15 protein-coding genes are annotated in these 21783 nt (G+C 45.9%); 3 read left to right on the top strand and 12 right to left on the bottom strand.

Features of this window, described 5'->3' with window-relative positions:
* Window positions 1-45 precede the first annotated feature (45 nt).
* The 7 genes from RM811_RS21270 to RM811_RS21240 form a co-directional block, all read right to left on the bottom strand.
* Window positions 46-2028, bottom strand: a complete 1983-nt coding sequence (locus tag RM811_RS21270; RefSeq protein ID WP_402528084.1) for an acetyl/propionyl/methylcrotonyl-CoA carboxylase subunit alpha — start codon at window positions 2026-2028, stop codon at window positions 46-48.
* Window positions 2021-2848 carry an enoyl-CoA hydratase-related protein gene (locus RM811_RS21265; protein ID WP_402528081.1) on the bottom strand — a complete coding sequence of 276 codons (828 nt, stop codon included), beginning with the start codon at window positions 2846-2848 and terminating at the stop codon, window positions 2021-2023. Before RM811_RS21265 ends, RM811_RS21270 begins: the two co-directional genes overlap by 8 nt.
* Before the next feature lie 150 nt (window positions 2849-2998).
* Window positions 2999-4606 (bottom strand): carboxyl transferase domain-containing protein, encoded by a 1608-nt coding sequence (locus tag RM811_RS21260; protein WP_402528078.1) that lies wholly within the window; start codon window positions 4604-4606, stop codon window positions 2999-3001.
* Between the two features lie 53 nt (window positions 4607-4659).
* On the bottom strand, window positions 4660-4929 hold the full coding sequence (locus tag RM811_RS21255) for a type II toxin-antitoxin system YafQ family toxin (RefSeq protein ID WP_402528075.1): 270 nt from the start codon (window positions 4927-4929) through the stop codon (window positions 4660-4662).
* Complete coding sequence (locus tag RM811_RS21250) at window positions 4916-5200, bottom strand: type II toxin-antitoxin system RelB/DinJ family antitoxin (RefSeq protein WP_402528072.1); 285 nt, start codon at window positions 5198-5200, stop codon at window positions 4916-4918. The genes RM811_RS21255 and RM811_RS21250 overlap by 14 nt, the downstream gene beginning before the upstream one ends.
* A 146-nt stretch (window positions 5201-5346) precedes the next feature.
* The gene (locus RM811_RS21245) at window positions 5347-6516 is read right to left on the bottom strand and encodes an isovaleryl-CoA dehydrogenase (protein ID WP_402528069.1); all 1170 of its coding nucleotides are present in this window, start codon (window positions 6514-6516) and stop codon (window positions 5347-5349) included.
* A 32-nt stretch (window positions 6517-6548) separates the two neighbouring features.
* Window positions 6549-6932 (bottom strand): MerR family DNA-binding transcriptional regulator, encoded by a 384-nt coding sequence (locus tag RM811_RS21240; protein WP_402528066.1) that lies wholly within the window; start codon window positions 6930-6932, stop codon window positions 6549-6551.
* Between the two features lie 169 nt (window positions 6933-7101).
* Between RM811_RS21240 and RM811_RS21235 the strand changes: the two genes are divergently transcribed.
* Together RM811_RS21235 and RM811_RS21230 are read left to right on the top strand one after the other, a co-directional pair.
* On the top strand, window positions 7102-8688 hold the full coding sequence (locus RM811_RS21235) for an NTP/NDP exchange transporter (protein ID WP_402528064.1): 1587 nt from the start codon (window positions 7102-7104) through the stop codon (window positions 8686-8688).
* A gap of 36 nt (window positions 8689-8724) precedes the next feature.
* Window positions 8725-10452, top strand: coding sequence for a hypothetical protein (locus tag RM811_RS21230; RefSeq protein WP_402528063.1), 1728 nt, complete (start codon window positions 8725-8727; stop codon window positions 10450-10452).
* A 177-nt stretch (window positions 10453-10629) separates the two neighbouring features.
* Here RM811_RS21230 and RM811_RS21225 read toward each other — a convergent pair whose 3' ends face one another.
* The 4 genes from RM811_RS21225 to RM811_RS21210 all read right to left on the bottom strand — a co-directional run bounded on the left by RM811_RS21225 (window position 10630) and on the right by RM811_RS21210 (window position 16440).
* Window positions 10630-12135 (bottom strand): CoA-acylating methylmalonate-semialdehyde dehydrogenase, encoded by a 1506-nt coding sequence (locus tag RM811_RS21225; RefSeq protein WP_402528060.1) that lies wholly within the window; start codon window positions 12133-12135, stop codon window positions 10630-10632.
* Window positions 12136-12270: 135 nt separating this feature from the next.
* Window positions 12271-12846 carry a TetR/AcrR family transcriptional regulator gene (locus RM811_RS21220; RefSeq protein WP_402528059.1) on the bottom strand — a complete coding sequence of 192 codons (576 nt, stop codon included), beginning with the start codon at window positions 12844-12846 and terminating at the stop codon, window positions 12271-12273.
* Window positions 12847-12895: 49 nt separating this feature from the next.
* On the bottom strand, window positions 12896-14464 hold the full coding sequence (locus RM811_RS21215) for a hypothetical protein (protein WP_402528056.1): 1569 nt from the start codon (window positions 14462-14464) through the stop codon (window positions 12896-12898).
* A 617-nt stretch (window positions 14465-15081) separates the two neighbouring features.
* A complete protein-coding gene (locus tag RM811_RS21210) occupies window positions 15082-16440 on the bottom strand; it encodes an NCS2 family permease (protein WP_402528054.1) in 1359 nt (452 codons plus the stop codon).
* 497 nt (window positions 16441-16937) lie between these two features.
* Here RM811_RS21210 and RM811_RS21205 point away from each other — a divergent pair, with 497 nt between their 5' ends.
* Window positions 16938-20090, top strand: coding sequence for a hypothetical protein (locus tag RM811_RS21205; protein WP_402528051.1), 3153 nt, complete (start codon window positions 16938-16940; stop codon window positions 20088-20090).
* Window positions 20091-20170: 80 nt separating this feature from the next.
* On the opposite strand, the gene ssnA is transcribed toward RM811_RS21205, so the two are convergent.
* Window positions 20171-21496, bottom strand: a complete 1326-nt coding sequence (ssnA, locus tag RM811_RS21200) for a putative aminohydrolase SsnA (RefSeq protein WP_402528049.1) — start codon at window positions 21494-21496, stop codon at window positions 20171-20173.
* Window positions 21497-21783: the final 287 nt, after the last annotated feature.

The raw sequence follows: 21783 nt of genomic DNA, 5'->3' as shown, positions 1-21783 counted from the left end.
CCGTGACTCTGTGTCTCCGTGGCAAAATCATCATTGATCAGAAACTCACTCCCTGAACGTCAGCAGTGGTGAACCCGCCGCCACCTGATCTCCTGCCTGATAAAGTATCCGCTCAACGATCCCTGACTCTTTCGCGGTAATACAATGTTCCATCTTCATGGCCTCCATCACCAGAAGAGGCGTACCCTGATCAACAGACTGGCCTTCGGTAACCATAATGCAGGTTATTGAGCCACTCATGGGGGCGATGGGAAAATGACCCTGATCTTCTTCATGTTCTATGGGATGGCCGGGAAGTGCAACTTCGTAACTGATATCCGGAAGGATCACTTTCAATAATTCCCCTGGCAGGGGAATTATACGGCAGTTTAATAATGGTGCTTTGTCCTTATCTTCAATTTGAAAGCTGACTGTGCATGACATGCCCTGCGTTTCTTTTTTGAAATCAGCCGTCAGATCCAGTTCTTTGTCTTCAATACAGAGTCGATAACCATCCGATTTTTTTGTGACGCTGACCTGCCAGCGCTGTTCATCCAGATAAAGCTGAATCAGGGATTCTGTAGTGAAAGTAGAGTCAAACTGCTGTTTTATCAGCAGGTCGTGGACTGGTTGGGGCTGGTTCAGGGTTTCAAACTGGTAAATAGCCGCAACAGTCAATAGCAGGTGTTGGTGCTCCTGTGACAGTGAAGGGAATGGGTATTGATCAATAAAGTCAGTGCTTAGTCTGGCTTCAATAAATTCCGGAGTTTTTAGCAGGTGCGTAAGGAAGTCCCGGTTATCGCAAATACCAGCCTGATAATATTGGGCCAGGGCTTCCTGTAACTGTTTTATAGCCGCTTCACGGCTGGAGCCACGGGCGATGATTTTTGCCATCATCGGGTCATACCAGGCCGTTATACTGTCACCGGCCTGAATTCCAGTGTCGATTCGAAGGTTGCCATGGGTTGCTGGCCACTCCAGGGCAATAATACGACCAGAGGTGGGTAGAAAGTCCTGCCTTGGGTTTTCAGCATACAACCGGGCTTCAATTGCATGTCCATGGCAGTGTATAGCCTCCTGATCCAGCGGCAGAGGCTCACCAGAGGCTACTCTGATTTGCCACTCTACCAGATCCAGATCGGTGACCATTTCGGTCACCGGATGTTCTACCTGAAGGCGGGTATTCATCTCCATAAAGTAAAATTGATCACCATCAAGGAGAAACTCTACGGTGCCTGCCCCCTGATAACCGATTGCCTGTCCTGCAGCCACGGCAGCATTACCCATGGCTTCCCTGAGTTCAGGCGAAAGGCCGGGTGCCGGTGCCTCTTCAATCACTTTTTGATGCCGACGCTGCAATGAACAGTCACGATCGAAAAGATAAACACCGTTTCTCTGGTGATCGAAAAAAATCTGAACTTCTACATGTCTGGCTTTAGTGACAAAGCGCTCGAGCAGCAGCTGGTCATTACCGAAGGCTTTTTTTGCTTCCCGTCTGGCGGAATCCAGATGCTGTTTTAATGTCTCTCTGGTTTCGACCACCCGCATCCCTTTACCGCCACCACCAAAGGCTGCTTTGATAAGTAGTGGGTAACTGATTAGATCCGCTTCGGCCATTAATTGTTCATGGGATTGGTCATCGCCGTGGTAACCAGGGACAAGGGGGACACCCGCCTGGCCCATGATTTTTTTCGCTTCGCTTTTCGAGCCCATGGCTCTGATGGCAGAGGCTGGTGGACCGATAAAAGTAATGCCTCGTTGAAGGCATGCTTCAGAAAAGTCAGCATTCTCTGATAGAAAACCATAGCCGGGGTGAATGGCATCAGCATTTTCCTGCCCGGCAATGGTCAGTATTGTTTCAATATCCAGATAACTCTCAAGGGCAGGGCTTGGGCCTGCATAGACCGCTTTGGTGGCCATTGTCGTATGGAGTGCCCGATGGTCTGCATCGGAATAGATGGCAATGGTTTCAACGCCCAGGGCATGGGCGGTTTTGATGATACGACAGGCTATTTCACCCCGGTTGGCAATCAGCAGGCGTTTAATCATGGCTTTCCCCTGCTGAAGGCTCTACCTTCCAGGCAGGTTCACGTTTTTCCAGAAAGGCGCTCAATCCTTCCTGTGCCTCCGGTGATATGCGAATACTGGATATTCGCTCACAGGTCAGTCCGATCAGATGGTCATCAATGGGTTTGTTACTTACCTCTTCGATCAACTGTTTTGCTTCAGCCATTGCAACAGGAGCATTCTGGATAATCTGCTGACAAAGGGTGTCAGCTGTTGACGATAAATCCTGATCTTTGCACCGTTCATGAATCAGATTCAGGCGAAGCGCCTGCTTTGCCGGGATGATCTCGGCACTGAGAAAATAACGCCTTGCCTGTCGTGTACCCATGGCACGAATGACATAAGGGCTAATTACGGCAGGGATAAGTCCGAGTTTCACCTCACTGAGACAGAATTTGGCTGATTTACTGGCGATGGCAATATCACAGGCGGTGATCAGCCCCAGGGCACCACCAAAGGCTGCACCCTGAATAACAGCGACCGTTGGCGCAGGAAACTGATCCAGCCGCTGAATCAGCCTGGCCAGTTTCCGGGCATCCTGAAGGTTTTCTTCCTTGCTCAGGCCTTTGGCTTGTTTCATCCAGTTCAGGTCAGCCCCGGTACAGAAGTGTTTGCCATTGGCTTTGAGCACCAGAAGACGAACAGGCATCTGCTCAAGCTGGTCAAAAGCCTGATGCATTTCTGTAATAAGGTCTTGGTTCAGAGCATTACCGGTTTCAGGCCTGTTCAGACAGAGAGTAGCCACCATGGCTGATTGATTATTGGGTGCCGGTATATCGAGTGTCAGGTTCTTATAATTCATTATGGATGACCTTTTGTGTAGATACCGTCATCCCCGCGCAGGCGGGGATCCACTGCCCGAGGTGGATTCCCGCCTTCGCAGGAAAGACGACAGAGGTATAAGTTGGCGTTTAAAACCTTTTGTGACAACCTCTTTTGCCAATCATGTTCTTTACATTCTGAATATGCCAAAGCGCGTTTCTTCAATGGGTGCATTCATTGCCGCTGAAAGACCCAGCCCAAGAACGGTCCGGGTATCTGCAGGATCAATGATCCCATCATCCCAGAGTCGTGCGCTGGCGTAGTAGGGATTACCCTGATGTTCATAGTTTTCAAGAATGGGCTGGCGGATTGCCTGCTCTTCCTTATCACTGAGTGTTTGCCCCTGTTTTTCCATGGCCTCCCGCTTGACCTGAACCAGAACATTAGCGGCCTGTTCTGCCCCCATCACGGAAATACGTGCATTGGGCCAGGTCCAGAGGAATCTGGGATCATAGGCTCTTCCGCACATTCCGTAATTTCCAGCGCCAAAGCTGCCACCGATAATCACGGTGAATTTGGGGACTTTGGCACAGGCGACAGCGTTCACCATTTTGGCGCCATGACGGGCAATGCCTCCGGACTCCGCCTGGGATCCAACCATATAACCGGTCGTGTTTTGCAGAAATACCAGAGGTATGCGGCGCTGGCAGCATAGCTCAATAAAATGGGCACCTTTCTGTGCCGATTCGGAAAAGAGAATGCCGTTATTGGCAAGAATACCCACCGGATAGCCATGGATACGGGCAAAGCCGCAAACCAGAGTTTCGCCAAAAAGCGCCTTGAACTCATCGAAGTCTGAGCCATCAACTAAACGGGCAATGACCTCTCTGACGTCATAGGGCTGTCTCAAATCCGAAGGAACAACCCCATAGAGTTCTCTGGTGTCATACAGTGGCTCAATACTTTGCTGAATATCGCAGTGACTTTGCTTAACGGAGTTCAATCGGGACACAGACTGACGAATCAGGCTGATAGCGTGGGCATCATCATTAGCGTAATGATCGGCGACACCTGACTTACGACAATGAACGTCTGCTCCACCCAGTGCCTCTGCAGTAATCTCTTCACCGGTCGCTGCTTTAACCAGAGGCGGGCCGGCGAGGAAAATAGTGCCTTGCCGGCGAACAATAATGCTCTCGTCAGCCATGGCAGGGACATAAGCACCACCGGCGGTGCAGGAACCCATAACGGCGGCGATCTGTGGAATCCCCCGGGCGGACATATTGGCCTGGTTAAAGAAAATACGGCCAAAGTGTTCCCGGTCTGGAAAGACCTCATCCTGTCTGGGCAGGTTGGCACCGCCGGAGTCCACCAGGTAGATACAGGGAAGGAGATTCTGCTCGGCAATGCTCTGGGCTCGCAAATGTTTCTTAACCGTGAGCGGGAAGTAACTACCTCCTTTGACCGTGGCATCATTGGCGACAATCATGCACTCACGGCCAGAAACCTGGCCAATCCCGGCAACCACGCCGGCACAGGGGACTTCTTCGTTGTAGACCTTTTCTGCAGCAAAAAGCCCGACTTCCATAAATGGCGATCCGGGATCCAGCAGCATGGCGATTCGATCCCGGGGCAGAAGCTTGCCTTTAGCGAGGTGTTTTTGCCGGGCCTTTTCCGGCCCTCCCTGTTTCAGACGTTCAGAATGCTGTTGAAGTTCATCAACCAGTGCCTGCATCTGACGACGGTTCTCATTAAACTCCGCACTATCTATATTTTTTTTTGTGGTGAGTGCGACCATGGAAGTCCTCCTTTGGGACGAGTCACGATATATTGTTTAGAATTTTGAGGGCATTAAAACAGATCGCTATGGGAACCGATGCGAGCCAGTTGCAGCGTTCCATCGGCTATTCGGTAGATCAACACCAGATCGGGCTTGATATGGCAATCCCGAAAACCAAGCCAGTTTCCCGTCAAGGCGTGATCTGTATAACGACCCTCAAGTGTCTCGCCATGTTGCAGCGTCGAAATAACATGGCCTGCCGCGATAATATCGGGGATGGCCATTTTGGTGGTTTTCTTGAAATCCTTTTTGAACCGGGTTGAGTATTCAAGGCTGTACATGCTTAACCTTGCCTTCTGTCAGCTCGTCCAGCAGGGAGTCAACCGATTCTGCTTTATGGCCTTTGCCTTCATCCAGCTCTTTCATGGCATCAATAGATTCCGTGTTTGGCTGCGGAACACGCAGTTCAAACGGAATACCTCCGTAGTTAATAACCGCCCTGGCAAACAGTTTGATCGCCTGAGAGGTGCTTAACCCCAAGGATTCGCAAACATCGGTAAAAGCGGCCTTGGTTTCCTGGTCGATACGGGCGCTGAGCATTTCATTTCTCATATGACCTCCTTTTGTCTTACATTGTTATACATAGTAAGACAAGTATAAGCCGGTTCAAGGGGTAATCAATCGCCGCTTGCACCTTAGTTCTGGTAGTCGGTTAAACCGCTGTCCTGCCCTGTGCATCAATCTTTGCCAGCCCCTATTTAACGCCCGGTTTCCTGAAACAGCTCCCGACCAATCAGCATACGACGGATTTCGGAAGTCCCCGCACCAATCTCATAAAGCTTGGCATCTCTTAACAGGCGTCCGGTGGGGTAGTCATTGATATAGCCATTCCCGCCGAGAATCTGAATGGCATCCAGTGCCAGGGCTGTTGCCCGTTCAGCGCAATAGAGAATGACCCCGGCCGCATCTTTACGGGTAGTTTCCCCACGGTCACAGGCCGCAGCGACAGCGTAGAGATAAGCTTTGCAGGCATTCATTTGCGTGTACATATCGGCAACCTTGCCCTGAATCAGCTGAAATTCACCAATGGACTGACCAAACTGTTTACGGTCGTGAATGTAGGGAAGCACCACATCCATACAGGCCTGCATAATGCCGACAGGACCTCCGGACAGAACAACCCGTTCATAATCAAGCCCGCTCATCAGAACTTCTATGCCACCATTCAGGCTGCCCAGAATGTTTTCTGCCGGAACTTCGCAATCCTCAAAGACCAGCTCACAGGTGTTGGAGCCACGCATTCCCAGCTTGTCCAGTTTTTGTGCCCTGGAGAAACCCGGAAAATCCCGCTCGACAATAAATGCCGTTATTCCCCGGGATTTTTTCTCGGGTTCAGTCTTGGCGTAAATAACATAGGTAGATGCATCTGGCCCGTTGGTAATCCACATCTTGTTGCCATTCAGAATAAATTTGTCGTCTTTTCTTTCGGCCTTCAACTTCATACTGACAACATCGGAGCCGGCACCCGGTTCGCTCATGGCCAGGGCTCCGACAGCCTGGCCACTGAGCAGGTCAGGCAGATATTTTTCTTTTTGTACATCGGTTCCCATTCGAAAAATCTGGTTAACACAAAGGTTGGAATGGGCGCCGTAGCTAAGGCCAACGGAAGCAGAGGCCCGGCTGATTTCTTCCATGGCGATCACGTGGGAGAGATAGCCCATTTCGGAGCCACCATACTGCTCAGATACGGTGATGCCGGATAAACCCATAGCGCCCATTTTCTGCCAGAGATCCATGGGGAACTGGTTGGTCTGGTCAATTTCCATGGCCCGCGGAGCGATCTCTTTTTCGGCAAACTGTCTGACCTGTTCTCTGAGCAGGTCATTGGTTTCTCCAAGGTTGAAGTTCAGCTCTGAATATTGACTCATTGGGATTCCTCACTGGTTATTTTTATTAATTCCTAACGTTCATTCGCTTGCAGAGCTTTCAGGCAGCGTTTTCTGGCTTCTTCAAGATCATCCTTCATCATTTGAATATCGTTGAGTTGTTGCTCAAGGCGCGAGCTGGAAGTATCAATGGCCTCCAGCATTGCTTTCAGCTGCCTTTTATTTCGAGAGGTTGGGTCATACAGAGCTATCAGGTCTCTGGATTCAGCAAGGCTCAGGCCAAGACGTTTGCCCCGGGCAATCAGCTTCAGGTGTACCCGGTCTTTTTTGCTGTATATACGTTGAAGCCCTTTACGGCTCGGGCTGAGAAGTCCCTGGTCTTCATAAAAGCGGATGGCCCTGAGGGTGAGATCAAACTCACGGGCAAGTTCTGAAATGGTGAAAGTGGTCTCGGACATTATTCTCTGCTCTTTCTTTGTAGCCTGTCTGCAGCCGCTTCTTTTCTTGTTATGACTTGAGTATAAATTCCCTTTACGTAAACGTAAAGCTGTCGGTTGAATGGAACTTTATAGGTTTAATAGCTATCTATATGCAGAATCATGAATCACACGCCTTAATGGATAACCAATGCAAGATACTCATCAATTCAGTAAGTGGAGAGCCAGACTGTGGCCTGTTCATGGCTATGAGCTGAAAAAGGTGATTCCCATGATCCTGATGTTTTATCTGGTTTTATTTGTGTACACCATTCTGAGGGATACAAAAGATATGCTGGTGATTACCGGGCCTGGCTCAGGCGCAGAAATTATTCCTTTTCTGAAGTTATGGGTGAATGTCCCTTTTGCGATTATTTTTACGCTGACTTATGCCAGGCTGAGTAATGTTCTTCGCAGGAATTTGCTTTTCTATTTTATAATTTCAGGATTCATACTGTTCTTTTGTCTGTTTTCCTTTGTTTTATATCCTTGGCGGGATGTGCTTCATGCCGATCAGCTGGCGGACTATCTGGAAACTGTTTTTCCCATAGGTTTCAAAGGGTTCATTGCAGTACTGCGTAACTGGACGTTTTCCCTTTTCTATGTGATGTCGGGGCTTTGGGGGAGTGTATGCCTGTCACTGCTGTTCTGGGGCCTTGCTAATCATATTACCCAAATATCGGAATCAAAGCGGTTTTATGCCCTCTTTGGGATGATGGGCAATCTGGCACTGCCTACGGCGGGCTATTTTGTTTACTACGCCTCACAAGCTCGGGAAAGTCTGTCTGAAGGCACTGATACCTGGGGATACTCCCTCAATATTATGACCGGAGTCATAACCATTGCCGGTCTGTTGATTATGCTGGTTTATTGGTGGATTAACCGTTTTGTGATAACCGATCCAAAACTCTATCTGGCAGATCTTAGTGCAGAGTCAAAACTGGAAAAATTGAGTCTTTCCATAAAAGACAGCCTGCGGCTTATTCTCAACTCAAGGTACTTACTTTGTATTGCGATGCTGGTCATCTGTTATGGGGTTTGTATCAATATGGTGGAGGTGACCTGGAAAAATCAGCTGCGAATGCAATACCCGTCGCCCAATGAGTACAACCAGTTTATGGGATTATTTTCTACCTGTACCGGGATTTTCACCATCTTCATGATGATGTTTGTGACCAATAATGTGATTCGACGATTTGGCAGGACTGTGGCAGCACTATGTACGCCGATTGTGCTTTTAACTACTGGCGGTCCTTTTTTCAGTTTTGTCCTGTTCCGGGATAACGTACCCAATGGCTGGTTTATTCTGGGGATGTCTCCCTTGATGATGACGGTGATCCTGGGATCTCTGCAAAATATACTCAGTAAATCCACCAAGTACTCTCTGTTCGACCCAACAAAAGAGATGAGTTATATCCCTCTGGATCCTGAGAAAAAAGTGAAAGGCAAAGCGGCGGTGGATGTTATTGGTAATCCTTTGGGTAAGTCTACCGGTTCCCTTATTCAGCAGGTTTTGCTTATTATTTTTGGTTCTCTTTCGGCAATTACACCTTATGTGGCGGCGATTGCGCTGGGATTTTTCGCTGTCTGGATAGTATCGGCTCAATCTCTGGGTAAACAGTTCCGATCTCTGGCAAAAAGAGGTTGGTCTGAACAGTTGAAACTCACGGGCAAGTTCAAAAATGGTAAAAGTCAGGAGAGGGGTTTTTTTAATATGATGACGCTAATAGCAGCGTGATTTGTCAATGAATTATGTTTTATATGGATGGGAATTATGTTTGATACTCATGTACGGTCGTCGGGAGAGGGTTGTATATCTTACCCAGAACGATTGGAAAAATTTCAGAGTTTCTTTGAAAATTTGGGCGACCAGACGAATAGTCCATTTTCACAGTGGGATTATATTAGTAATTGTGTTGTTTATGAAACATTAGCTCTACAGGGATTGATCCCTGCGGGTAGCGAAGTTGGCCAAAGCCTGCATAATAGAATCATCGCTAAATCTGATTCAGTTATTTGCGTATTTTGTCAAGGTAGATTTACTGTTCGAGCAAATATGAACTACTTGGCACAGCATTTATCTACACCGATTTTATGTGAGTTTGCAGCGGGATGTATGGAGGATTACCCAACGGAACGAAGTCCATTTTATGAGGGTGTCAGGCAAGCCGATAACCCGGAGATTGAGTCAGAAGATGATCGAGAATTATCGGAGCCTGAATCAGAAGATGATCGAGAATTATCGGAGTCTGAATCAGAAGATGATCGAGAATTATTGGAGCCTGAATCAGGAGATGATGATCAAGAGACCTTGGGAGCCTACGCCATACCAGCCTGGCGACTGCAGGATAATCCGGTTTCACAGGTAAGTCAATCGGATAAGGACGAGCCAGTCATTCAGAACAGTTCAGAACTGGAAAAAGTAATGATTGAATTTTTTAAGGTTGGCAATGTTTGTAATGAGGATTCCAGTCAGAGTCTTGCCCGGAGTATAGCGGCTGTCCCGTTGCAGTCACGGGATATTCCAAATCTTATTACATTTATGGAACAACTTGGCCAAAGCTATAAGGAGGCATTGCACCGGCGTCAGGCATTAAAAAAAGTATTTGATGCCTGCAAAGTTAAACCAGGCATGGTGAAAGGGATCTGTGTGCTAGCAGGGACTTTAGAAGATGCTTGCATTGACAGGTGTGCTAGCATTTTAGACATGATGGCGGTGCAATGTGAACTGGATACACTCTTTACCATTCCAGAAAAACAGCAGATACAATGGTCTGACTTTTTAACCGGGCTTAAAAAACAATATCATGATTCAGTCTTTGACGATTTGTTTTCCAATTTCACAAGCAGTGATTTGGATAATGAAAAATTGATTTGCCATGAGGAGTCAGCAGAAATACGAGGCTGGTATAAACGCTTGTTAATGCGTGGTTGCCTGTTTTCTTCGGAGATGTCCTGCATGAGCTATCCGGGTTGTGGCTGCCCCTCAGAGAAGGTTTTCTATGACTTTCAAGAACAGTTCTTTAAAATGATTGGAAATGTAGGTGTTTTTACTGGGTATGTTAAAGAGAAAATAAAGACTCTAGAGGATAAGGTCTTTCACTTTATTGCTGCGCATGATTATGACTTTCAATATCAAAGCGCAATATTTTCAAGTAGATATGAAGATGAAATAGAAAGTATGGAAGCAGGTCGGGAGAAAATGAAAACTGCAGATTATGATCAAAGCTATCGTCAACTTATGGGAAAACGGGAACCGGAACACAGTAGAATGTTATATGAGTATATTGATGAAAGAGTTAAAAAAAACTGGAGCGCAATCCAATACAACACAGTGTTAGGAAAAATCAGAGATGGCTATTCAAAAAATAATTTGGTTAAAATTTCTGAAGTTAATAAATTTGGAGGGAAATTTGAGAAAAGAGATGTTCTGACTTCAGTGATTAAACCATTGGGATGGGAAGAAATTAAAATGCTTGAGGAGGTTCCGGATATTGCATGAACGTAACTTCTCAATACGTACTGGAAAACGATCGTTCCATAAACCTGCAGCCTAAGCACGGCAATATTTATGTATGATGGTTCTTTATTTTTTACCAGTATTTTTTGAACACACCCATGAACTACCCGAAAAATATGCTCAGTAAATAAAGGCTGGCACAAGCCAGCCCTTAACGGCTCACTTCAGATTGATGGTCAGGTTCGGCTGATCACTTTGCTTGAAGGCTTCCTCATCATAGTTCCAGCGGGAAGTGATGGTTTTGGTTTCCGTGAAGAAACGCACCGCCTGTTTGCCATAAGGATGCTGGTCACCCATAAATGAACCTTTCCAGCCAGTGAATGAGAAGAAGGGCAGGGGAACCGGGATAGGAATATTGATACCCACCTGACCTACCTCAATTTCACGCTGATACTTTCTGGCAGCGGCTCCGGAGCCGGTGAAAATTGAAGTACCATTGCCATATGGGCTGGCATTAATCAATTCAATGGCTTCTGCCAGTGTGGCGACGGTGATACAGCAAAGTACCGGGCCAAAGATTTCTTCCTGATAGATGGTCATATCGGTGGTTACATCGGTAAACAGTGTTGGCCCAACCCAGTTACCATCCGGAAGTTCTGCAACAGTGCAGTCACTGCCGTCCAGAAGGCAGGTCGCACCTTCTTCCTTACCTTTGGCGATCAATCCAAGCACACGCTCTTTAGCTGCAGTGGAAATGATGGGGCCATAACCGGCTTTGGGATCATCCCAGGCGCCTGGTTTAACCACTGCCAGCTGATCTTTTAACTCATTAATCCAGTTTTTGCTGTCACCAACAAAGACGGCAACACTGATGCCCATACAGCGCTGTCCAGCTGCGCCAACAGAGGCACCAACAAGACTATTCAGTACGCGGTCTTTATCCGCATCAGGCATGATAACCATATGGTTTTTCGCACCGGCCATACACTGGGCGCGTTTCATGTTATCGGTGGCGGTTTTGTAGATGTACTTGCCAACCGGCACTGAGCCAACAAACGACACGGCTTTTGTATCAGGGTGGTTCAGGAGGTAGTCGACCTGCTCTTTACCACCATGAACAATCTGCAATACGCCTTTAGGTGCGCCTGCTTCAACAAACAGCTCAACCAGCCGCATAACGGTCAGGGGAACCTGCTCGGAAGGCTTGAGGATATAGGTATTACCAGCAGCGATAGCCAGAGGATACATCCACAGGGGAATCATCGCCGGGAAATTGAATGGGCTGATACCAACACAAACGCCCAATGGCTGCGTATAGCTGTAGGTATCGATGTTATTGGCAACGTTCTCAACGGTTTCTCCCATCATGGCTGAAGGGATATTAGCGGCCTGTTCTACCACCTCAATACCACGCCATACATCACCTTTGGCGTCAGCAAAGGTCTTGCCGGTATCCTGAGAGACCAGTTCGCCCAGTGCATCATGGTTCTCTTTAAGCAGGGCAACATAACGCATCATCAGACGAGCACGGTCAGAGACAGGGACATCTCTCCACTTTTTAAAGGCCGACTTAGCGCTTTCAACGGCTTTTTCCATTTCCGTTTCAGTGGCAAAAGGCAGTTCCGCCAGCAGTTCCTGAGTGGCTGGATTGGTGACAGGGATACATTGTGAGCTTTCACTGGCGATGAAGTCGCCATCGATAAAAAGAGGAATTCTATTGGGCATGGGACTACCTGGCTTATTTTATTGTCGGTAATAACCTGTTCATAATATTTAACAGATTGGCGGTAAATTGTGAACAGTCTCTGGTGTGAGTATCTATTGTATCTCAGCCTTAACCACACTCATGGTTGTTATGGACTATGCGAGACCAAGACTTTCAGCAAGCTGTTGAGATGTGAAGTGATGTGAAAACTCACTGTCGCCCAGTGTCAGCCGGGTCATGGCGGTATGCATGGCTGTTCCCATCAGCATGACGGCAGTGAGTTCTGGAGTAATATCTCTTTTTATCTGGTTGCTCTCTTTCAACTCTCTCAGCCTGTCAGAAAGCATTTGGCGGGGGGTATAGAATCCGTTTACCCGATCCCCGGGTATAGCAGTCGGACCTCTTGTTAGAGATGAGGCTGCGATTGGAAGAACCCGTTCAAAGTAGGCAATAGCGGCTTCAAAAACGGTCATCAGCCAGGAATTTATCTGCTTCTGATCATCAAGAGCGTCTTCGGTAATATGTCTGATAAGTGTCGTCTGCTCAGGCAGGGCTTCATTAATCAGAGCCTGCAGTAGCCCTGTTTTATCACCAAAGTTATTGAACAGACTGGCTTCGGTAACCCCGGCATGCATGGCAACGGCTCTGGTTGTGAGTCCCGGGAGGCCTTCAGTTTCCAGAAGGTCTCTGGCTGCTGCCAGAATACGGTTTCGCACGCGGGGTCTTCCCATAATTGATTATCCCTGGTTTGCCTTATTTCCGGTTGATTGGCTCAAAACTTTATAATTGGCTCAAGGCTGTTGCTGAATCATCCCAGATCGCAATGATGCCCTTGATGGTGCCTACATAGGCTGTACCGTCGGTGCCGATGGTAATCGGTGCCCAGTTATTGTCAAAATCCATGCCTGCGCCGGTGCGAATTTTAAAGACCGTGTTGCCGCTTTCTGCATCGAGAGCCATTAGATACCATGCGACATCATCAGCATTATCCTGTTGCTCAAAGGTGTAAAAATAGACCAGACCATTGTTTGCGGAGAGCTTTGGAACAACAGAAGGGGCTTTCTCAGGAGAGTTCCAGACAATATCACAACCGGATTCGTCTTCCCGGATATCAATCCTGCTGATGCCGCCGGGTATGCCATCCCAATCTGTTTGTTGGATAGCGTTGCTGTAACCAAAATTATTTTCAATAATAATTGTACGTCCCCAGCCCACCATTGAGTTTTCAGTCGCTGACTGCTGGCTGTCAAACAGGGGAACCGTGCAAATCAACCGTTGGCCGTTAAAGTCTGGCTGGCGACGATAAACCAGAAGATTTATCCGGTCGTCAGCATTGTCAGTGACGGTGATGTATCGATCTCCCAGCAGTGTCGGTGTGGTGCCGGATCCCTGATTAATGGAGCCAACTTTCCGTTCTGATCCACGGTCGTATGTTTCCTGCCAGAGGACGCTGGGTTTTCCTTTCGCATCAGTACTCATGGCATAGGTTGCATGATCCGTGACTACGTAGGCTGCATTTTCATCCATCGCGAAGCTATTCTGGATCTCTTCTCCCTTAAACTGCGTACTTTTTACCTTTCCTGTTTCAGGGTTGAGTGTGCCGACCCGGCCATAACGGGTAACCCACCATATTAAGCCTTTGTGATCCGGTAATACGGCGGTGATTGGATCGCATTCGCCATCCGGGAACCAGTTATTCCAATTCATACAATCATTGGGAACGTCCTGGCTGAGATCCCAGTTACCATCCAGGTAGAACTCCCACTCTCCCGTTTCAGTCTGGCGATTGGCTAACCTCAGGATGCGCTGTGTACTGTCAGCCAGTACCACACGGTCCTGATCATCGAGATAGTAATAAGCGCCGCCAGAAGTGTCGGTCATAACAATCGCCGGATCACGCTTGACCAGAGCCTGAAAGGAACTGGGGCGGTTTGGTAATTTAAAGCGTGCCAGAAGCTCAAGGGATCTGGGCTTCAGCATATGGATTTCAAATCCGGTAATCGATGCACAGAGTGCAATAAGCTGGTCTTTGGTGGTGATGGTGACCGTTGCACACATGCCTCCGGGCATATTGGATCCATCCCGGGTTTGTATCTGTGGATTAATGCCAAGGGGGCCTGAAACCTGATGGACATCAGAATTGAAACCATCACCATGAATGGTGCTTTTTCCCGCCTTGGCCATAAAAGGGTGACTGATATTGTCGCCATTGAAAGGCTTTGCCTGCGCCGGTTGGCCAATAAATGCCGGAGCCGTTAATGCAGAGCTTTTCAGTGGTTCAGGTTCTTTGGAAGGACTGCAGCCCGCTAATAGCACGGCTGATATCAGGGCAAAAATGTGGTGTTTCATGGAATAGTTCCCCGGATTGATTTTATTTTTATAGCGTCACTATAAATAAAATAGCGGGGAGATCAAGTGCTTTGTGATTTGTTGTGAATTTGTGGTTTTTCTTGATGTGTTTATGGCCGTTTTACTACAATAAACGACATTGGTTTTATAGGTTTCTGGTGTATCTGAGCTGAAGTAACCATACCATCGTCATCCCCACGAAGGAGGCTGTTGCAAAAGATCTTAATTACCGGTTTATACCACCGCAGTCTTTCCCGCGAAGGCGAGAATCCATCGCGAGCAGTGGATCCCCGCCTTCGTGGGTGTTGCAAAAGGTCTTAAATACCGATTTATACTACTGCCGTCTTTCCCGCGAAGGCGGGTGTTGCAAAACCCTCCGGACATCTCGTTCCCATGCTCTGCGTGGGAATGCATACCGTACTCGCCACAAGTGAATAACCAGCCTGAAACCACCACAGATTCGGACAAGGAGAGGTTTCTCCACATGCGGCCAGATCCGTATGCATGCCCACGCAGAGCGTGGGAACGAGGGTTTTACGACAGCCGCCTGCGCGGGAATGACGGCGGTGGTATCTGTATAGGGTTTAACGCTTCCCTGCACTAGCCGGACTAATGACTTATATTCCAAAAATGATAAATTTCAGTGCAAACATAATGGCCAGTACCCAGACACTGATGCTGACTTCTTTAACTCGACCAGCCAACAGCTTAATAATCGGGTAGGCAATAAATCCAAGCGCAATACCGTTAGCGATAGAGAAGCTCAACGGCATCATAATGGTGGTAATAACAACGGGACCCGCTTCAGTCAGATCAGACCAGTCCATGTCTCCCAGGCTTCCCGTCATGAGTACCGCAACATAAAGCAGAGCGCCTGCCGTTGCATAACCGGGCACCATGCCAGCCAGAGGGGATAAGAACAGGGTCAGCAGAAACAACAGGCCAATAAACACGGCGGTCAGACCGGTACGGCCACCCACAGCAACACCGGAAGCGCTTTCTACGTAGGTGGTGACCGTTGGCGCACCAAAGATGGCACCCACCCAGGAGGCAGTACCATCAGTGACCATCGCCCGGCTCATATTTTCCATCTTGCCGTTTTCGTCAGCAAGTCCAGCCTTGTCACCCACCGCGATCAATGTGCCGGTGGTGTCGAACAGGTTGACGAACATAAAGGCGACAATGACACCAAGCATGTCCGGGTTCAAAGAACCCATGATGTCCAGTTTGCCGAAGATTGGCGTAATACTCGGTGGCAGAGAGAAGATGCCAGTAAACTGCACTTGTCCGGTAACCAGTGCGATACCGGTAACCAGGGCAATGGAAACTAACACCGCAGATTTCATTTTTCGATAGCTGAGTCCCAGAATAAGGAAGAGACTCAAACTGGCCATCACCGGCGCGAAACTGGTGATATCACCCAGACCGACAATGGTGCCCGGGTTAGCCACAACGATACCCGCAGTTTTAAGACCGATCAGCGCCAGAAACAAACCAATACCCGCAGTAATACCAATCCGCAGCCCTTTGGGAATACTGTCAACAATCCACTCCCGAACTTTGAAAACACTCAGGATCATAAAGCCGATACCGCCCCAGAACACGGCACCCATCGCCTGTTCCCAGGAATAGCCCATGCCCAAAACAACCGCATAAGCAAAGAAAGCGTTCAACCCCATGCCCGGTGCCAGGCCAACCGGCCAGTTGGCGTACAGCCCCATGGCAATACAGCTGATGGCGGAGATCAGACAGGTAGCGACAAACAGTGCACCACGATCCATGCCTGCGGCAGAAAGCATTTCCGGTATAACAAACACTACGTAGCACATGGTAATAAAGGTGGTGCAACCCGCCAGTGCCTCCATCTTCACGGTGGTGCCGTGTTCCTTTAGATGGAATAATCGTTCCAGAAGAGAATTTTCGTGAGATTCTTTTTTCTTCTCTAATGAAGAGTGGTCCACATCGTTATTTAACATTATTTCCCCTAGAGCCCGATTTTCTGATGTCCGTTCAAGCCATCTCTCGAGTTGTTTCTCAGGTTTATATCTGCTCAGCTGAGATAGCTCAATATCATCGTTAAGCGACTTTTCAAGGCATTATTCGAGCCAGAAGCGAATCAGAAGGGGTGAATGAGAACTCTTTAATATGGAAAAAATGATCTATAACAAATCTGGCAGAGAAAAATCAGACTTATGCTCAAAAAAAATCGTCTCAGAATCACCCATCTGATAACCACCAGAATAATACGACCCATTGAAATAACTTAATGAGAAACATTATCAATCAAACAGCGTTTAGAAGAGTTACCAATGATAGATAGATATATTCATTCTCAAAATGGTAACTCAAACTGATAAAATCAACCGGCTAATATAAAAAAACCATGCAATCCATAGAAATTTATCTATAAATAGTAAACGTTTTGATAAAAAAATCTAAATATTTACAGATTTACATAAAGGTAATACAGGTAATGGATAATTGGGCTAAAGCATATGATCAGGGAACATATATTAATCATCCGAATTACCACAGCCCCACTAATGATCAGAATAAATATACAGATACAAATTACGAACACAAAAAAATAATAACTCAAGTCAATACCAACATTATATTGGATCGTGAGGTACATAAATTACGATCATTAATCCCGGAAAAATTTCTGGCAGGTAACTATCGAATCCATATTTTAAGATCGGCAACAAACTATATAAAACATCTAGAACAAGAAACGTATATCGATCCTTTTCAAGCGCCTTATCATCATCTGAATCATAACGACGACACTAACGAACAGAATAAAAATACAGTTAGAGGTCTCGGTGAAAAATATAAAATAACTTACACCGACCAAAGCACTATGATAACTGACCGAAAATTCATAATGGACGATGCCTTCGATGAATTAAACTGTGCAATCAAACATCCCGCCCTGATACATCTAACTCGAATCGAAATTGTAAAACAAGCAATAACCTATATAAATTTTCTAAAAACAGATACATCTTATGATCCTTTTCAAATACCTTGCCAATCTCCTGACAAACCTTCTGACCAACCACCTCCACCTTATCCAAGTCATTTTCTAGAACAGCCTTCTATCTTTCCACTCGATATTATCTCAGACTTTCAGGAATGCCAGAATCAAAATCAATCCACTTCTAACAACCCTCCTTCCTTTAAAGAACAATCATTAAGTCAAGATTATTTAACAACAAACAACTCATTCCTGCCTAAAGATTATGGAATCCAACAGAACACACCTGCAGCGTTAGGTATTACTCTAAATATCACCCCGAGAAATCAACAAGACAATAAAGAATATTTTCATAACAATATTATTGATCAATCGGATAATAACGAAGAAACCTCCGATTCATCCATTAATGATCACACAGGTTTTTGTATAGACACACTGCATAATTCCGAAGACTCATCTCCAGAGCAACAAAATACATCAGTAGATACAGATACAGATACAGATACCGCCGATGAAGGCCAAAAAACAAGCTCAACAATAATAGATCAAATAACAGAACTTGAAAACAATCTTGACGAATCAGACAAACAAGGTTATTTCTGCCTGCAAAACTTACCATCGCCTGTTCAAGAAAATTCCAGCCAACACCAACAGCTCGAAAAAACAATCTCTCCATCTGAGAACATGACGGTATCAGAACCAACTTCGAAAAAATCAAAAGAACATATACAAGAGAATGCAAAGAAGGTATACGACTTAAAGCTCCTTGAACTTCATAAAGTACGAAGCTTATTATATAAAATAGGATCAAGCAATACCCACCCACCAGACAAAAATCTACTCACAAAATCTGAAACGCTACTACTATCAGCCGAAATATTTAAAATTTATGCAGACCACGAAAAAACCGAAGACCCAGAAATAAAAGAAACAATACGCGAACATTTAAATAGAACAACAAAAAAAGGCCATGGAAATAAAAAACGTCGAACTACAGAGAGAAAGAGAAATGACCTTATTGCAGAATATAAAATACTAAAAAAAATATTCAAAGATAATAGTCTCTCTCAGAAACAAGTATTAACCAATACAATCACAAAAATAAAAGAAATATTCCCTGATACTACTGAGAAACCTAATATAGTTGCATCGTCTGATAATCTTACTGAAAGCCAACAGAACTCAGACCCAATGACATACACGAATCAGCATACTTTTAAATCACAACCAAAAACCAAAAACCATGTTCGCATTAACAAAAGGCCGAATATTCCTGAGCCATTTGAAAAAGAAGGAGACAAAACTACAACATGTATAAAAAAACGACGCCCAAACTCTAGCGCAATCTCAGAAGCCCATCCCCCCCCTCCTTATATTTACTCATCGTTCACAGAACTATTATCTTCACCATTTGATGATGCATATCAATCATCCAATTCATATTTTACCGATGAGATTGCACTAACATCTGATCAATTTACTGAAACGCTACTGAGTCCCACAGTATCGTTTTTTCCTGATCACGAGAGTATTGGACTACCATTGACATCGGAAAAGGAAATACCATCATTAACAGAAGCTGAACTGGCAACACTCGCTGCAGCAACACTCGCTGCATCCTGGGAAAATAAAGAGATACCGGTCAAACCCATTCATACCTTCAATAAAATCCATCCCGAATTAGCATACAATCTTCTGAGAGCTCGCCTCAAATCTGAAAAATCGTCAGCAGCGGATATCTATCATGAGGTTATATCAACAAACGGAAAACTTACCGGTAGAAAACCATCATTACACACAATCAGTAAGTTTTTTAGGCAATATAAAAAAATCCAACCATTTAATAAAAAACCTGATCCAGAGTTCTGCACTGAGATTTTCTGCGGTGACTGCCAATCAATAAAAGCCATTGAGCACCCATGCATTAATCCTGAAATAACCAATCAGAATACAGTAATAAATCCAGAAACCAGGCTATATATCCCATGTATAAGAAAGCAGACAAGTGACGATGATTCAGTTTATAGTGATAATGAGAACACGGGTAAAGCTCAAAAACGCTCCCATTCTTCCAGTTGCAACGATGCATTACCAACCGGAAAATTTTCCAGAAAAGAGAATTCTATTATTTCCTGTAACAGCGAGCAATCAACTACCGAAAAAACACATCGATACTTCACGATTTTTCCACGAACTAAAAATACTGACATAATCAATCCCAACAACAAGCATACAAAAGAACATGGACTATATATTAAAACATGGCGAAAAAAAAAGGCCGCTTTATATCAACAAATACGTGAATCATTACCGAAAAAAAAAACCAGAAACAAGCACCCCACAAACATTAATACTCTCCTGGAAGTATATGATTTGTATTCAGATACACATTTATCTTCCAGTAAATTAAATAAGACTTCAAATCTTTACCATGCCAAGCCAGGGGATCCTCAGGCAACTAAAATCATATTAAATGACACTTCAATTAACAAAGAAAAAAAACTAAACAACCTACTGATAATAGTAAAGAGACAACTCGGTATTGACGAAAAACTAAATTCAATACAATCTTTAAAAATAATAATAGAAAAATTAGAAATGCGTCATTATAATCCGGTTGAATCGCTACAATGTGTTAAATAATAAACTTAACTCCCATCTCAGCCGTCTAACAAAAAGGTTATGGTGATATTTTCGATCAATAGCACCATACTCCCTATGCTTTACCGTAGATTATCCATACCCTGCCACAAGCGCCGTGCAGCCTTCCGTGCTTCGGCATAAATTTCACTGACATCAAATGGGTACTGCCCGTCTTCATAAACCACAGCACCATCAACAATCACGGTTCTCACACCACCGCTGTTCATACCAAATGCCATATGTCCAGGGAGGTTTTCTGCCTGCAGAGGCGTTGGACTGTTGTAGTCGTAGATTACCAGATCAGCCTGATAGCCAGCTTCCAGACGACCGAAATGACCACCAAAGTTTCTTTCCAGCAAACGGTTTCCGTTATTCAGAAACTTCACAAAGCTGTCCGGCCACAATGAACCACCGGCATCACGATGCTTGAAGAAGGCAAATTTCAGTTCTTCAAACATGTCACTGCCGATACCATCAGTACCCAGGGCTATATTCTTATAAGACGTCAGTTGTTCGTTATAACCCACATGGTTATTCATATTAGAACGTGCGTTATGAACCAGGAAAGCATCTTTTTCGTTAAGTAATTCAATGTCTGAGTCGCTCAGATAGAGGCCATGCCCAATCACCGTTTTATCATTAACCAGACCAAAACTATCCAGACGCTGAATCAGCTCCTGACCATAGTGGTGGTGGCTCCAGGTAGCATCGTACTTATCTTCCGCTACATGGATATGCAGCCCCCGGCCCGTTTCCCGAACCGCATCGGACAACATGCCCAAACCATCATTAGAAACGGTAAACGGCGCATGGGCACCAATATGGGCTTCAACCAGGTAAGGCTCATCACCTCTCGCTCTGGCACTGGTGACCAGATTGGCAAAGTCGATATTTTCCTGAACACCGGCTTCCATCTCCTTGATACCGCCATTGCGGTCAGTGGTTTCAAAACAGGTCATACCTCTCAAACCAGCCTTGAGAAAAGCTTTACGGAGCGTATTAAGAGAGCCTTTGATATAGGAAGGAGAAGCGTGATGATCAATAACGGAAGTGCAACCCGCCTTAATGGCTTCTAGAGAACAGATCAGGCCGCTGTAATAAAGAATCTCTTCATCAATAGACCGGTCTACCCGCCACCACAGGTTTTTAAGTATGCTGACAAAATCGGGGCTGGGCTTAATATCTGCCATTACCCCCCGGGATAATCCGGAATAGAAGTGGTTATGACTACAGACAATACCCGGCATCACCAGACGACCTGCGGCATCAATAGTTCGAGTCGCTTTGGCATGATCAACCTGAGTACCCACTTCGACAATCTTGTTACCATCAACAAGGATATCGACACCTTCGGTAACTCTGGCTGGTTCAAACTGAACAGCGGTGGCGTTTTTTATCAGTAACATACGACTTATCCTTAATTCTCGTTCCCATTTAAAAGAACGCTTCCCGCTGCCCGCCACCCGCTACCCGAAAAAGCCAGAGCAGCTTGTGCTTGTGCTTTTGCGGGCGGCGGGCAGCGGATAGCGGGCAGCGGTCTTATGGATAAACCTTACCCAGCAAATAAGCCTGATTCAGGTAGACATGGCTGATAATCCTGCACAGATCATCCTGTCCACGGGGTACTTCACTCAACTCACCCATCACATTGATAGTCATCTTGTTGATCTTGTCACCACTGCGCAGCCAGACC

The sequence above is a fragment of the Endozoicomonas sp. genome (assembly GCF_031844845.1).
GTDB lineage: Bacteria > Pseudomonadota > Gammaproteobacteria > Pseudomonadales > Endozoicomonadaceae > Endozoicomonas.
This window is presented reverse-complemented; position numbering and strand designations above follow the sequence as displayed.